General features: G+C 67.2%; 13 protein-coding genes and 1 tRNA gene. 2 read left to right on the top strand and 12 right to left on the bottom strand.

Features of this window, described 5'->3' with window-relative positions:
- Window positions 1–185: 185 nt before the first annotated feature.
- The 8 genes from ABLE93_RS14710 to ABLE93_RS14675 all read right to left on the bottom strand — a co-directional run bounded on the left by ABLE93_RS14710 (window position 186) and on the right by ABLE93_RS14675 (window position 8,041).
- Window positions 186–374, bottom strand: coding sequence for a hypothetical protein (locus ABLE93_RS14710; protein WP_281808425.1), 189 nt, complete (start codon window positions 372–374; stop codon window positions 186–188).
- Window positions 375–938: 564 nt separating this feature from the next.
- On the bottom strand, window positions 939–1,886 hold the full coding sequence (locus tag ABLE93_RS14705; protein WP_348840582.1) for a DUF4238 domain-containing protein: 948 nt from the start codon (window positions 1,884–1,886) through the stop codon (window positions 939–941).
- A 110-nt stretch (window positions 1,887–1,996) separates the two neighbouring features.
- Window positions 1,997–2,323: a GrlR family regulatory protein gene (locus tag ABLE93_RS14700; protein WP_348840581.1), complete on the bottom strand. Its 327-nt coding sequence runs from the start codon at window positions 2,321–2,323 to the stop codon at window positions 1,997–1,999.
- 88 nt (window positions 2,324–2,411) lie between these two features.
- Entirely contained in the window at window positions 2,412–3,440 is a 1,029-nt protein-coding gene (locus ABLE93_RS14695; protein WP_348840580.1) for a hypothetical protein, read from the bottom strand.
- Window positions 3,441–3,594: 154 nt separating this feature from the next.
- Window positions 3,595–4,809, bottom strand: coding sequence for a tyrosine-type recombinase/integrase (locus ABLE93_RS14690; RefSeq protein WP_348840579.1), 1,215 nt, complete (start codon window positions 4,807–4,809; stop codon window positions 3,595–3,597).
- A 148-nt stretch (window positions 4,810–4,957) separates the two neighbouring features.
- Window positions 4,958–5,047: transfer RNA gene (locus tag ABLE93_RS14685), tRNA-Ser, on the bottom strand.
- A gap of 448 nt (window positions 5,048–5,495) precedes the next feature.
- Window positions 5,496–6,353: a 2,3,4,5-tetrahydropyridine-2,6-dicarboxylate N-succinyltransferase gene (gene dapD, locus ABLE93_RS14680; protein WP_348840578.1), complete on the bottom strand. Its 858-nt coding sequence runs from the start codon at window positions 6,351–6,353 to the stop codon at window positions 5,496–5,498.
- A gap of 80 nt (window positions 6,354–6,433) precedes the next feature.
- On the bottom strand, window positions 6,434–8,041 hold the full coding sequence (locus ABLE93_RS14675) for a peptide chain release factor 3 (RefSeq protein WP_348840577.1): 1,608 nt from the start codon (window positions 8,039–8,041) through the stop codon (window positions 6,434–6,436).
- 126 nt (window positions 8,042–8,167) lie between these two features.
- On the opposite strand from ABLE93_RS14675, the gene ABLE93_RS14670 reads away from it, so the two are divergent.
- Both ABLE93_RS14670 and ABLE93_RS14665 read left to right on the top strand, forming a co-directional pair.
- The gene (locus ABLE93_RS14670; RefSeq protein ID WP_348840576.1) at window positions 8,168–8,587 is read left to right on the top strand and encodes a hypothetical protein; all 420 of its coding nucleotides are present in this window, start codon (window positions 8,168–8,170) and stop codon (window positions 8,585–8,587) included.
- Window positions 8,588–8,723: 136 nt separating this feature from the next.
- The gene (locus ABLE93_RS14665) at window positions 8,724–8,888 is read left to right on the top strand and encodes a hypothetical protein (protein WP_348840575.1); all 165 of its coding nucleotides are present in this window, start codon (window positions 8,724–8,726) and stop codon (window positions 8,886–8,888) included.
- A gap of 104 nt (window positions 8,889–8,992) precedes the next feature.
- Here the strand turns inward: ABLE93_RS14665 and ABLE93_RS14660 are convergent, their stop codons facing one another.
- The 4 genes from ABLE93_RS14660 to ABLE93_RS14645 form a co-directional block, all read right to left on the bottom strand.
- Entirely contained in the window at window positions 8,993–9,244 is a 252-nt protein-coding gene (locus ABLE93_RS14660) for a hypothetical protein (RefSeq protein ID WP_348840574.1), read from the bottom strand.
- A 123-nt stretch (window positions 9,245–9,367) separates the two neighbouring features.
- Window positions 9,368–9,703 carry a ferredoxin FdxA gene (gene fdxA, locus ABLE93_RS14655; RefSeq protein ID WP_348840573.1) on the bottom strand — a complete coding sequence of 112 codons (336 nt, stop codon included), beginning with the start codon at window positions 9,701–9,703 and terminating at the stop codon, window positions 9,368–9,370.
- Window positions 9,704–9,785: 82 nt separating this feature from the next.
- Window positions 9,786–10,073 (bottom strand): RNA-binding S4 domain-containing protein, encoded by a 288-nt coding sequence (locus ABLE93_RS14650; protein ID WP_348840572.1) that lies wholly within the window; start codon window positions 10,071–10,073, stop codon window positions 9,786–9,788.
- Between the two features lie 3 nt (window positions 10,074–10,076).
- Window positions 10,077–13,391 carry a helicase-related protein gene (locus ABLE93_RS14645; RefSeq protein WP_348840571.1) on the bottom strand — a complete coding sequence of 1,105 codons (3,315 nt, stop codon included), beginning with the start codon at window positions 13,389–13,391 and terminating at the stop codon, window positions 10,077–10,079.
- Window positions 13,392–13,453 lie beyond the last annotated feature (62 nt).

Genomic DNA, 13,453 nt, shown 5'->3' with positions numbered 1-13,453 from the left:
CCGAAAGGAACATGCCCACCCACCTGTGGAATAGCAACTAGGGCTATTCGACTAAAGCCGTGGACCAAGACGGCGCTACAGGCAACCCAAACTCGCCCTCGGACAAACCTTGGCCGCGATGACCCAGCCGTAACGTCATATTGACGCCGGGCGCTTCAGATGGGGCGGATAAGTGGAACAATCGGCTAACGAAATTGGCCTCCGGCCTTGATCACATCCAGTAGGAATTCGCGGACATGTTCGGCACCGTCGCGAGTAGGCATCGTCACGGTGAAGATCGGCACGCGATGCGGCAAGCTCACCATAGTGACCCCCGGCCGCGGCCCGGCCTCTGTATCGACCGCCGCGACAGGGTTCACGTCGTTCAATTGCATGGTCTTCTCCCCTTTTTATCGCTGCGCTCAAGATGGTGGAGGAGCATAGGACTGCTTGGAAAAAAGGCCACATCGCCGAAAGGAGGCCGCCCGCTAAGGGCCCTCACCGTGTCTGCCGACCCATGGACAAGCTTGAAGTTCATTCCCCAAACCGGCCAATCTGAGATGCGGGCGCACCAGCGGCGGTATCCTGCTTGGCCGCCAGCGCGCGGCGGTTCGACCGCCATTCCTCCCATGCAATGCCCGCTTCGGAGAGGAGGCCAGAGACAGCCTTGTCGGTCGCCGGCCCCCACTCGCCATCAAGGGCAAGCGGGGGGGGGAGGCGTCCAGCCGCGCGCGTTCAGCGCCGACTGCAGGTCGCGCGATCCATGGATCACCTGTCGATGGGTTGAGAAAAGAAAAGGCCGCCCAAGGCGGCCGTGGTAGCTTTGCGCGTCTGCTCCAAGCCCTGACCGGGGCGGACGGGAGCCGGGCGGTCGGCCCCCCCCAATCGCCCGGCTCATCCCTTATTTGGGGGTAGCCCAATGCCAATTTCCTGTTAGAACAAGACGTCTGCCCCGACCTTCATTCGGCCAGACCCAGAGCCGGGCGCCATTCCCCCGCATGTGCGCCCGGCTCTTGCTGTCGCAAGGGCGCACCACTATTGGGCTCAATAGGGAAGCGTGACGCGGGCGGGGAGCGCGGCAGGTACTTCTCGATGAAGCGCGCTTCGGCGCGCCCGTAGGCGAACCGAGTGCACTGCCCTACCACGGCCTGATTAAATGACCGCAGTACATCGCGGGGCATCCACCTTGTGATGCGGTTGAGTGTTTCGCCGCTAGGGGCGGCAAAGATAACATGGCGAGGCCCAATCGCGAACGCCTGCAAATGCTGAGGGTGATCGATCCCGCCGTAGAGCACCAGTGGCCGATCAGATATGAGCGCTTCGAACGGCGTAGATTTGAAATCTGCCAGCATCCACTGCATTTTAATGAGCTTATCCAGAGATCCGCCCCGAAGTACCACGCCCGGCAAGGTATCAATTCCGAAATTCGCTATCCGGGCAGGATTATGCTGTTGGGTCCACTCCAACAAGTTACGCGCGGGAGTCGTGTTCAGCCGCTCGAAGTCCGGATCGGGCCTGGACAAGGCCTCCTCGACCACACGGCGCCCTTGTGCCCGCATGTGATCGACGTGGTGGGGAAGCCGCACATGGCTGGCGATCATGAACACCGCAAGTGCATGCAAATGCTCGTCCGGAAGCCGCTTGAAATCCCCGCTCACCGCCGCATCGATCGCTACTGCAGCCCTGGCTTCTAGGACACTAAGGAACCGCTCGACATTGTGCTGCTCGTCAGGCGGGACGAGTTCGCGAGCATAGAGGTTCCGCACGTGCGCGGTTTCCGATGGGCGGACGCGAAAGCTTCGGACTTGATCACCATCCCATCGCCAGGCCTGCACGCGACCATCAGCGTCCGCCCATCGCCGGAGAAGGAACTGCGGCACGAAGTGATGCGCTCTCGGCCGGCTCATGAGCTTTGTTCCGCGGTGAGGGCAGGCCTTGGCACCACAAGCGCATCAACCTCGTCTGCCACTGTCATGGCGCGCCGTCTCCGCTCTCTCGGCTCCCTAGCGACGGCCCCTCAATCAGCAAGGCGAGTCAGGTGAGCCTGAAAGCTCACGCCAGGAGCTTCAGCCGCGGTTCCGTTGGTGCGAATGGAGTGCCCCGCGACACTTCCGTTGAGGCGGATATTCACCCGGTCGATGCCGAAGACGGAAGCGATTCCGGGTACGGACGTGTGCTTGTCGGTTCGCACCTCCGCAGCAAACCTGTCACCGTCGAGAGTGTAGGTGCCAACGTAGTAGAGGCTCATATCGCCGCCCCAGACGTGCCCATCCCTCAAGTGGACCACCCCCGTGCCGGAACCCAACTGCGTACCGAACTCCACCTTGTAAAGACCGTCGATCATCTGCACCTCCAGCGAGCGAGAAGGTGCGAATATATCGCGATTCGTGCACCGGGATGAATGGCCGAAGTACGGATGTATCACTTACCTATTACCGGTACTCATTTAGGAGATAAGCGCGAACCATTCTGCGGAGGGTATCGGAGACGTTTTCCCCCTTCTGAAGTCCCATTTTGCTTCGGATCATTGGATATATTTTCTTCGATGAGCCACTGGGCCACGCCGTCCATCCTAGGACCTGAATAGCCTGTAATGCTCGGCGGGTCGTGTCGGCTTGCGCTGGGATCTCCTTTAGAGCCGCCGACACCGCCTCTTGCAGCGTCGAGTAGGGCAGGCCCGGCAAGGCGATATCCTCGGGCTGAAGCCCAGGCAGATCCGGGGGCGGATTGCCGTCCGAGCCCGTCTTCATCGGCACGTTATAGGCGCGATAAAGGCTTTCGATATCGACGAAGATCCAATGGCCATTGCTCGGCGGACGGGCGGGGCGAATGGGACCCATATAGAGCTTCCCCAGCCACCGCCCCAGGTCCTCATCGGGTCTCAAGTCCGCCTCGACGGGGCGGGGCGGGAATGGCTCGCTCAGATCCACACGCCGGGTATCGAACCTCGGGTCCCAATATTCCAGATGCCAGTTGCCCGCGTCGAACGGAACTGGCTGCCCACCGTGCTCCGGGCGGACAAACGTGTGGATTGCACCGCTCGCGAAATTGCGAACCAGGCTTTCTCGCACCTGCGCCACTCGCTGCCAGTGGTTAGCTACGTCGGCGTTGAGGCGGAGAGCTGCGCGGTACTGGCTATCCGGGACGGCTATCCGGACAAGCTTCATGCTTTCGTCCGCGTCGTCAGGATCTTCGGAGAAGTCCGCGGCCGAGCTGTCGTTCTGATCCCGAACCAGCATAGGGGGGCGCAGGCCATATTCCTCGGCGTGCACCAGGAAGTGCCGGTCGAAGTTGCGCCGGTAGTCCATATATTCAACCGCCAGCGTTCGCGCGCTCAAATTGTCGGCGCTCGATCCAAGGGGCGGGATGATCCAGCGGTTAGGGAGCGCCCACGGCGGAAACCAGTCCTTCCCGAACATCCGCTCGCCGACCCAAGCTTCTGCATCGGCGATGAGCCACATGCCGGGAGGCACAATTCTCGGTCTTCTCGTCACGGCGCGCACCGCCTTTTTGCACCATATGGCGCGTGGGGCACCGAGGGTGCGCTCTCGGCTTTCGGCTGGCCGGCCTAGCCCCACGCTTCACGAAGCCCGTCCAATCTGGACAGCGCAATTCCTATCCCTCCGCGGCGGCGCGGAGCGACACCACGTTGGCACCGCCGCCGCCCTCGACGAACCGCATCCATGCTTCCATCATCTGACGCCGCTTTTCGAGCGCATCGGCCCGGCGGTAGGCGCGCTCCGTCGCATCGCCCACAGCATGGGCCAGCGACGCCTCTGCGACTTCGCGAGGAAAGCTGGTCTCCTCCCCCGCCCAATCCCGGAATGAGGAACGGAAGCCGTGGACGGTCACATCCACCTCCAGCCGGCGCAACTGCATGTCGAGCGCCATGACGGAAAGCGGCTGGCCACGGCGCCCGCCGGGGAAGATGAATTTGTCTCGGCCGGGATCGGGCTGAAGGTTCTTGGCGCGCTCCAGGGCATCGAGCATCACTGCAGTGAGCGGCACGCGATGCACCTTGCCCGCCTTCATGCGCGAAGCCGGTACCGTCCATACCTTGGCTTCAAGGTCGATTTCCGCCCAAGTAGCGCCCCGCACCTCGCCGGTGCGAGCGGCCGTGAGGATCAGGAATTCCAGTGCTAGGGCAGTAGCGCCCTTGAGCGCGCGGAGGCGCTTCACGAAAGCCGGGACGTCTGAATAGGGCATCGCTGCATGGTGCCCGCGCTGGAGCTTCTGGCGCTTCGGCAGCAGCGCGTCGAGATGGCCACGCCACCGGGCCGGGTTCTCGCCGGTGCGGAGCCCCTTTGCCTTGGCGGCGTCAAGGACGCGCTCGATGCGCCCGCGCAGGCGGGAGGCCGTCTCCTGCTTCGTCGCCCAAAGGGGTTTCAGGACCGCCAGAACGTCATCGGTCGCAATGTCGGCAACTGACTTGTCTCGGAGCGAGGCCGCGTACTCCTTGAGGGTCATGCGCCACTGTTCGATGTGCTTTGCATTCCGGAAGCCAGGCGCGATGTCATCCACCAGGGCGTCCGCAGCCTCGCCGAAGGTGGGGACCACTTGCTCGGCCCGACGGAGCGACAGCGGGCTAACCCCCTCGGCAAGCTGCGCACGAGCTGCGTCCGCCAATTCACGGGCGCGCGCGAGCGACACGTCGCGAGCGGAGCCCAACCCCATCTCAAGCTGCTTCCCGCCCCAACGGTAGAGGAAGATCCAGCGGCGCCCGCCGTTCGTGGAGATGGACAGATAGAGGTTGCCGCCGTCCGCGTGGCGGCCCGGCGTGGTGAGCGTCGCGACCGTGCGCGCGGTCAGCCTTTTTGTCTCGCGACCCATCTGCTTGCCCCAGCGGCCCCAGCATCTGCCCCAGCGCGAAACGCGCCTTTGGGCGACTAGCTGCGACCGTCAGCGCCTAGCAGACGGCAGATTTTCGTTGATGTCAAAGGGGTTTTCGACCGTCAGTGACTGTGGGCGACTTAAGGTCTGGCGGAGAGAGAGGGATTCGAACCCTCGATACGGTTTCCCGTATACACGCGTTCCAGGCGTGCGCCTTCAACCACTCGGCCACCTCTCCCACCGCATACGCCAAGGCGCACGCAGAACCTTCACCGAAGAGACGACCGCCGAAGGCGGTCTGTGCGCCTTCAACCACTCGGCCACCTCTCCCGCCGCACGCGCCAAGGCGCACGCAGAACCTTCACCGGAGAGACGACCGCCGAAGGCGTTCTGTGCGCCTTCAACCACTCGGCCACCTCTCCCACCGCACGCGCCATGGCGTACGCAGAACATTGCGGGAGGGGCATGCGCAAAGGGCTGGTTGAAACGCCCGGAGCCTGTCCTTCCCGCCCCCACGACGCAAAGGGGCGCCGACGGGGAGCCGCCTGGCCGTCTCCAATGGGGTTCGGAAAACGCGCGGCGCCCGAAGGGCCGCGTCCTGGCGAGGCGGCGGAATATAGCGGCTCGCGCCCGTCTGGCAAGCCGGATTCTCGCCCCGCCCGCGCCCCAAGCGCCGCGCTTCCCGTTTAGTCGCGCAGCAGGTCGTTGATGGAGGTCTTGGAACGGGTCTGCGCGTCCACCCGCTTCACGATCACCGCGCAATAAAGCGAGGGGCCGGGCGTGCCGTCGGGCAGCGGCTTGCCGGGAAGCGCGCCGGGCACCACCACCGAATAGGCCGGAACCTCGCCCATGAAGACCTCGCCGGTCTGCCGGTCGATGATCTTGGTCGTGGCGCTGATGAACACGCCCATGGAGAGCACCGCGCCCGTGCGCACCACCACGCCCTCCACAACCTCGGAGCGGGCGCCGATGAAGCAGTCGTCCTCGATGATGACCGGCCCCGCCTGCAAGGGCTCCAGCACGCCGCCGATGCCCACGCCGCCGGAGAGATGCACGTTCTTTCCGATCTGCGCGCACGACCCGACCGTCGCCCAGGTGTCCACCATGGTGCCCTCGCCCACATGGGCGCCGAGGTTCACGAAGGACGGCATCAGCACCACGTTGGGGGCGATGAAGGCGGAGCGGCGCACGATGGCGCCGGGCACGGCGCGGAAGCCGGCGGCGCGGAACTCCGCCTCGCTCCAGCCCAGGAACTTGGAGGGCACCTTGTCCCACCAGTGGGCGCCGCCGGGGCCACCGGGGATGGCTCCCATGTCGTTGAGGCGGAAGGAGAGCAGCACCGCCTTCTTCAGCCACTGGTTCACCGTCCACTGGCCGTTGCCGGCCTGCTCGGCGACGCGCGCGGCACCGCTGTCGAGGAGGAGGAGCGCCTCGTTCACCGCCTCGCGCACGGCGCCGGTGGTGGCAAAGCCGATCTCGGCGCGCTTCTCGAAGGCGTCGTCGATGGTCGCGGCAAGCGCGGACAGGCGGGCGGCGTCGGGCATCTCATTTCCTCCGGTTGGACGGCCGTCCGGGGGCCGCGACGGGCGCGCCCCGGGGCTTTGGGCATGCGAAAGGGATGGGGTCAGCCGCGTTCCTTGACGGCCACGAACTTCAGCTTGGGCCATTCCTCGATGGCGCGGTCCAGCACCCACTGGCTGCGGGCGAGATAGACCGGCGCCTCGTCGCGGTCGCGCGCGGTGGAGGAGCGGTTGGATTCGAGGAAGCGGTCCACCTCGGCCCGCTCGCCGATGATCCAGCGGGCGGTGACGTAGGATGTGGTCTCGTAGCGGATGGGCACGCCGTATTCCTTCTCCAGCCGCGCTGCGAGCACGTCGAGCTGGAGGGTGCCGACCACGCCGACGATGGGGGCGGGATCGGAGACGGGCTTCAGCACCTGCACCACGCCCTCCTCCGCCATGTCCTGCAGCGCCTTCTGCAGCTGCTTGGCCTTCATGGGGTCGGAGAGCAGCACGCGGCGCAGGATCTCGGGAGCGAAGTCCGGCAGGCCCTCGAACTTGATGCTCTCGCCCTCGGAGAGGGTGTCGCCCACGCGCAGCATGCCGTGGTTGGGAATGCCGATGATGTCGCCCGCCACCGCCTCGTCCACCGTCTCGCGCTCCTGGGCGAAGAAGAAGATGGGATTGGCGATGGCCATGTTGCGCTTCTCGCGCGGGTTGAAAAGCTTCATGCCGCGCTTGAAGCGGCCGGAGCACAGGCGCACGAAGGCCACGCGGTCCCGGTGGTTCGGGTCCATGTTGGCCTGCACCTTGAAGACGAAGCCGGAGACGAGATCCTCCGCCGGCTCCACGGTGCGCGCGCCGGCGGCGGTGCGTGGCAGCGGGCTCGGGCCGACCGCGCCGAGGCCGAACAGCAGTTCGGCGACGCCCGCCTCCTTCAGCGCCGAGCCGAAGAAGACCGGCGAGAGATGGCCCTCGCGGAAGGCCGCGAGATCGAACGGCGGCAGCACGCCCAGCGCCAGCGTCAGGCTCTCCACCGCCTCGTTGAGGATGCGCTCCTCCACGCCGTCGAGGCCGATGAGGTCTTCGGGTTCGTTAAATGGCACCTCGCGCACCAGCGGCCCGCCGCGCTCGGTGGCGAGCAGCGCGCGCTTGTTCGCGATGTCGATGAGGCCGCGAAAGTCCACGCCCATGCCGATGGGCCAGGTGAGCGGGGTGAGATCCAGCGCGAGGGTGGAGGACACCTCGTCCATCAGCGCGATGGGATCGAGGCTTTCCCGGTCCACCTTGTTGACGAAGGTGAAGATGGGGATGTCGCGCAGCCGGCAGACCTCGAACAATTTGCGGGTCTGGCTCTCGATGCCCTTGGCGGCGTCGATCACCATCACCGCCGCGTCCACGGCCGAAAGCGTGCGGTAGGTGTCTTCCGAGAAGTCCGAGTGGCCGGGCGTGTCGAGCAGGTTGAAGACGATGCCGTCGCGCTCGAACGTCATCACCGAGGAGGTGACGGAAATGCCGCGCTGCTGCTCGATCTCCATCCAGTCCGAGCGGGTGCGGCGGCGCTCGCCGCGCGCCTTCACATGGCCGGCCATGCGGATGGCGCCGGACGCGAGCAGCAGCTTCTCCGTCAGCGTGGTCTTGCCGGCGTCGGGATGGGAGATGATGGCGAAGGTGCGCCGGCGGGCAAAATCGGGCAGGTCCGCAAGGGCGGCGTCGGGCGTCTGGTCGAGCATGGCGCCTTATAATGACAAATCGCGGGGCGTGGAATGCCGCTCTTGACCGTGCGACCGGGCTGGCGCAACGCTCGCGGCACGCCCGCGCCCCAGACGGGCGGAGAAGAATCACGGGAGATGACGCCCATGCGCGAGACCCATCCGCCCCGCCGCCCACAGGGCTTCCTTCTCGCCATGGCCGTGCTGGTCCTTGCCTGCGGCCCGGCCCAGGCACTGATGCCGCCCTATGTGTATGAGAGCGCGCGCAACGAGGCGAAGAGCGTGATCGTGATCGCCGTGGACGACGTCGCGGTCACGCAGCGCCTGTTCGGCACCTGCACCGTGAGCGGGACGGTGCGGACCGTGGAACGGGGCACCGCTTTCAGCGTGGGCCAGAAAGTGGAGGTGGGCGTCCCCTGCGCCAAGCCGGGGGCCGACCCGCCCCTGGGCGGCATCATCTACCAGCAGGTGGCGACGCTGAAGAATGCCAAGTTCGGCCGCGCCTATCTGGACGCGGAAGGCAAGGTCGCCTCGTCGCAATACTATCCGCTGGAAAACCTGCCCTGATGCGCCGCGTCCGGCGCCGTCCGCCGCGCGCATCTTTATAATTTTCTTATCGCGCAGGGCTTCGGATCCCATCGAATACTTATCTCGGCACCGCTAGGTTTGCTCTGCCTCACGGCACCACGCGGACCTTGCGCCCATGATCCACCCAACGCTTGCCCCCTCTTCCATCCCACGTGGCCGGACCAACCGCACCTCGCGCCCCGTCGTGAGGGTTTGGCGCTGCGGGATTGCGGAGATCGCGGTCCTCGCGGCCATGGCGACCCTCGCCGTTGGCCTGCGCGCGGTCGCCTTCCTCGGCTGAGCTGCCCCCCGAATTCCACTCCCACCGGCGGCGTTGAGCCGCGCCGTCAAGGGGCGCGCGACTGCCGCGCGGTACTCAGGAGCTTTGAGATGTCCGCGTCCGCGCTACGATCCGCGCCGTCCCTCGACCCGCTCGAACCGCATCCCTGCGACGGACAGCGAAGCCGCATCCACGATCACTTGTTGCCGGCGGGAGAGGACGTGGGCGCCGATCTCTTCCCGTGCCATCTGCCGTGCTTCATCGTCGGCCAGGACCTTAGCGGCCGCTGGCTGGTGCGGGACGAGCAGGGGCTGATGGGAGGCGTCTTCAAGGATCGCCGCGCCGCCGAGCACTTCGCTGCTTTCGAGAGCGGGCACCGCAGAGGTGCCGTGCGCATGGCGCCGCAGGGACTGCGGCTCGATCTCACTGGGCCCCTACCGAAGGGTCTGGCCCGCCCACCGCGCCTTTGGCCAGTGTCACGCTGACCGCCTGCGGGCGGCTCAGTCGCCCTGGCCGGGTTCCGGGGAGAACAGCTCTTCCTTGCCGGGCTTGCCGTCCCATTCCTTGGCGTCGGGCGGGGCATCCCGCTTCAGCGTGATGTTGGGCCACGCCTTGGCGTATTCGGCGTTCAGGGCCAGCCATTTCTCCAGGCCCGGCTCAGCATCCGGCTTGATGGCCTCGGCCGGGCATTCCGGCTCGCAGACGCCGCAGTCGATGCACTCATCCGGGTGGATGACGAGCATGTTCTCGCCCTCGTAGAAGCAGTCCACCGGGCACACGGACACGCAGTCCATGTATTTGCAGCGGATGCAGTTCTCGGTGACGACGTAGGTCATGGACGATCCCTTTCGAGGGGCTCGGGTAGCGCAGGCGCGTGCGCCGTGCAAGCGCCCGCTGGACCGCGGGCCGAAATACCCGTCACACCTCTGTTATTTCCTCAAAAAGCGCAGAGGCCGATGTAGCATCTCCCCGCCGCTCCGCAAAGCCGACCACCCGCAGCACCCGAACCTGCCGGTCGAGGGCGATGGTGAGCACCTGGCCCGCCTTCACGGCGTGGCCGGGGCTCGTTACCCGCAATCCGTCGATGCGCACATGGCCCGAGCGTATCAGATCGGCGGCCGCCTCGCGGCTACGAACCACGCGGGCATGCCAGATCCAGCGGTCGATCCTCTGGCGCTCGGCCGGATCGGCCACCGGGCCGGCCACGCCTCAATTGCCTTTCTTCTCCGCCTCCATGCGCGCCTTGAGGGCGGCAAGGGCGGCGAAGGGGCTGTCCGGGTCCACCGGCTTGTCGCGGCGGCGCTCCTGATGCTGCGCCGGCCGCTGGTCTGCCCGGTGCTCGGGACGCGGCCCGCGATTGGCATCGCCTTCCCGCGGCCCGCGGAACGGACGGTCGCCCCGAGGCGGACGCGGCCCGCGCTCGCCCTCGGCGGCGGGCACTCCGGCCTCGGCCGGAGCCTGGTCAGGACGGCGATGGGGCGGACGACCGTCCCGGCGGTCGCCACGGCGATCCCCGCCGGGCCGCTCGCCCTCCTTGCGCTCGCCGCCCTCCCGACGATCACCGAAGCGGCGCCCCTCACCAGGCTGACGCTCGCGGCGCGGTGCACCCGGCGGACGGCCGGGGCGCCAGACCTCGATCATCTCGGGCTCGGCCGGTGCGCCTTCAGCAGCCTCGGAGCCGCCCGGCGCGGCGGCAACACCCACCTCGGCCGCGACTTCCGCGGCCGTAGGATCACCCGCTCCGTCGCTGGCGGCCACCGTCTCGGCCTCATCCGCCAGCACCGCATCCGCCTCCTCGGCGGGCTCCGCGCTCACATCGGCCGGCTCGGCGCCATCGGCGTCCTCTGGGGTCTCCACGGCCTCGGGCGCCTCGGCAGTGCCTGGCGTCTCATTGGCCGGCGCAGCTTCTGCACCCACCTCTTCCGCAGGCGCGTCCTGCGCCACCGCATCGGCGGACGGGGCATCGAACAGCAGATCGGCCTCGATGGCGCCTTCGGGCAGCGGCGCGAGCGCCACCGGCTCCGCGGCAGCGGGCGCCTCCGGCTCAGGCGGCGGGGGCGGCCGGCGCTCCATGCGGTAGCCCAGCGACTTCAGGATGGAGGCGAAATCCTCCCCCGAGCAGCCGGCCAACGAGGTCATGCCGACGGTGACGGTGAAGCCGCGACCGTCCACCGCGCCCGCAGGCTTGGGGCCAGGGGAATTGGGCCGCCACGCCAGCGCTGGACGGATCAGGTCGGCAAGCCGCTCAAGGATGTCCACCCGCACCGCGCGCTCGCCGCACACGCGGAAGCCGACAGCACGGTAGAGTCCCTTCTGGATCTCGTGATCCACGGGGATGGAGGTGCGGCCCGACGCGGCGAGGTGAGGCAGCTCGTCGAGCCCCTTCTGGGCGAGGCCGCCGTGCTTGAGCGCATAGAGCTCCGCGGCCAGCGAGCGCGGGGCGGGCTTCAGCAGCGCCGGCAGATAGATGTGATGGGCGCCGAAGCGCACGCCATAGCCCCGCAGGGTGGCGCGGGCGGCCTGGTCCAGGCCCTTCACCTCGTCGGCGACGCGGGCGCGCTCCAGCACGCCCAGGCTCTCGACGATCTGGAAGGCGATTCCGCGGGCGATGCCGGTGATGTCCTCGGCGGTGCCGAGCTTCATCAGCGAACCGAGCAGCTTCTCGATGTGGGCGCTGACCCACAGGGTGAGGCGGGCCTCCACCTGATCGCGGGCCGGGCCCGTGAGGTGCTCGTCGGCGATGATCTTGAAGCGCGGCTTGAGCACCTCGTCGCCGGGGATCAGCTTGGCCACCGCCTCGCCGGTCCAGCGGATCGTGCCATCGAAGGTGAGCACGAAAGCTTCGTCCACCGCCTGCGCCAGGCGCTGGGCGCGCTGCTCGATCTCGCCCGCCAGAGCCTTCTGGGCGGCGGCGCGCAGCGCTTTCGCCTCCTCGGAGCCCGCGGCGGCGGGGTCGGGAGCGAACTGGAAGCCGTGGAGGTGGCCGATGACATGGCCTTCGACGGTAACGTCACCGGTCTTGCTGATTTCAGTTTCGAGCATCTTGTTCTCTCGCAGGCGTCGCATGAGCACGCTGGTCCGCCGATCCACGAAACGCTGTGCCAGCCTTTCGTGCAGTGCGTCCGACAGCTTGTCTTCGACCCCTCTCGTGACGCCTTGCCAGTGCTCCGGATCCCTGAGCCAGTCGGGCCGGTTCGCGACGAAGGTGAGGGTCCTCACCTGAGCGATCCGGTTCGACAACGTGTCGATGTCGCCTTCTGCGCGATCGGTCAAGGCGATTTGACGCGCGAACCACTCATCGGGGATGCGTCCTCCCCCGCCAACGTAGCCGAAAAGCGTCCCTACCAGCTCCGCATGGGCGGCAGGCGACACCTTCCGATAGTCCGGGACCTGGCACGCGTCCCACAGCCGCTCCACCGCCGCGGGCGATGTGAGACGGCGGGTCACCTCCATGTCGCGGCTCATGATTTCCAGCACCGCCACGTCGTCCGCGATGGGAGCGCGGGTCAGCCCCTCCTCCCGCGGAAGCCGCGACAGGCTCGCCAGCAGCGCCGCCGCCGACTGGAAATCCGGGACGGCGTTGCGCCATTGCAACACCTTCGCAGTGTCGAACACATGTTCCTCGAGGCGGCCGACCAGCTCCTCGTCGAACGGTGGACAGCGCCCGGTCGTGCCGAAGGTGCCGTCGCGGGTGGCCCGGCCGGCGCGGCCGGCGATCTGCGCCATTTCGGAGGCGTTGAGCTTGCGGAACTGCCAGCCGTCGAACTTGCGGTCCGAGGCGAAGGCCACGTGGTCCACGTCGAGATTGAGGCCCATGCCGATGGCGTCGGTGGCGACGAGATAATCCACGTCGCCGGACTGGTAAAGCTCCACCTGCGCGTTGCGGGTGCGCGGCGAAAGGGCGCCCATCACCACCGCCGCTCCGCCGCGCTGGCGCCGAATGAATTCGGCGATGGCGTAGACCTCCTCCGCCGAGAAGGCGACGATGGCCGAGCGCCGCGGCAGGCGCGAGATCTTGCGTTCGCCGGCGAACGTGAGGGTGGAGAGGCGCGGCCGCACCACCACGTTCACCCCGGGCAGGAGCTTTTCCACAAGCGGACGCATGGTGGCCGAGCCGAGCAGCAGCGTCTCGTGCCGGCCGCGCCGGTTGAGCAGGCGATCGGTGAACACATGGCCACGGTCGAGGTCGGTGGCGAGCTGGATCTCGTCCACCGCCACGAAGGCCACGTCCAGGTCTCGAGGCATCGCCTCCACCGTCGCTACCCAATAGCGCGGATCCTTGGGCTTGATGCGCTCCTCGCCCGTGATCAGGGCGACCTTCGAGGCCCCGACCCGCTCCACGATGCGCTGGTAGACCTCGCGGGCGAGCAGGCGTAGCGGCAGACCGATGATGCCGCTCTCATGGCCCAGCATCCGCTCGATGGCGAGGTGAGTCTTGCCCGTATTGGTCGGGCCGAGAACCGCGCTCACGCCCCGCGCCCTCACGTTGCGCGGCAGCACGGCCCACTGGGTCACGTCATCCATCGGCTCAGGCGCAATCCGCTTCGAGGGGGGAGCACGTATCATATCGGGTCAGGTGGGCCGTG

Origin of the sequence: Xanthobacter pollutisoli (assembly GCF_040044995.1) — a bacterium.
In the GTDB taxonomy this organism is placed as follows: Bacteria; Pseudomonadota; Alphaproteobacteria; order Rhizobiales; family Xanthobacteraceae; genus Xanthobacter.
The sequence above is the reverse complement of the archived record's forward strand: the minus strand, read 5'-3'. Positions and strand labels throughout refer to the sequence as shown.

What these genes read in the sequence shown, in the direction of transcription:
- ABLE93_RS14710 (WP_281808425.1), bottom strand. Translation starts at nt 374, where the DNA reads ATGCAATTGAACGACGTGAACCCTGTCGCGGCGGTCGATACAGAGGCC.
- ABLE93_RS14705 (WP_348840582.1), bottom strand. Translation starts at nt 1,886, where the DNA reads ATGAGCCGGCCGAGAGCGCATCACTTCGTGCCGCAGTTCCTTCTCCGG.
- ABLE93_RS14700 (WP_348840581.1), bottom strand. Translation starts at nt 2,323, where the DNA reads ATGATCGACGGTCTTTACAAGGTGGAGTTCGGTACGCAGTTGGGTTCC.
- ABLE93_RS14695 (WP_348840580.1), bottom strand. Translation starts at nt 3,440, where the DNA reads ATGTGGCTCATCGCCGATGCAGAAGCTTGGGTCGGCGAGCGGATGTTC.
- ABLE93_RS14690 (WP_348840579.1), bottom strand. Translation starts at nt 4,809, where the DNA reads ATGGGTCGCGAGACAAAAAGGCTGACCGCGCGCACGGTCGCGACGCTC.
- dapD (WP_348840578.1), bottom strand. Translation starts at nt 6,353, where the DNA reads ATGCCCGACGCCGCCCGCCTGTCCGCGCTTGCCGCGACCATCGACGAC.
- ABLE93_RS14675 (WP_348840577.1), bottom strand. Translation starts at nt 8,041, where the DNA reads ATGCTCGACCAGACGCCCGACGCCGCCCTTGCGGACCTGCCCGATTTT.
- ABLE93_RS14670 (WP_348840576.1), top strand. Translation starts at nt 8,168, where the DNA reads ATGCGCGAGACCCATCCGCCCCGCCGCCCACAGGGCTTCCTTCTCGCC.
- ABLE93_RS14665 (WP_348840575.1), top strand. Translation starts at nt 8,724, where the DNA reads ATGATCCACCCAACGCTTGCCCCCTCTTCCATCCCACGTGGCCGGACC.
- fdxA (WP_348840573.1), bottom strand. Translation starts at nt 9,703, where the DNA reads ATGACCTACGTCGTCACCGAGAACTGCATCCGCTGCAAATACATGGAC.
- ABLE93_RS14645 (WP_348840571.1), bottom strand. Translation starts at nt 13,391, where the DNA reads ATGGATGACGTGACCCAGTGGGCCGTGCTGCCGCGCAACGTGAGGGCG.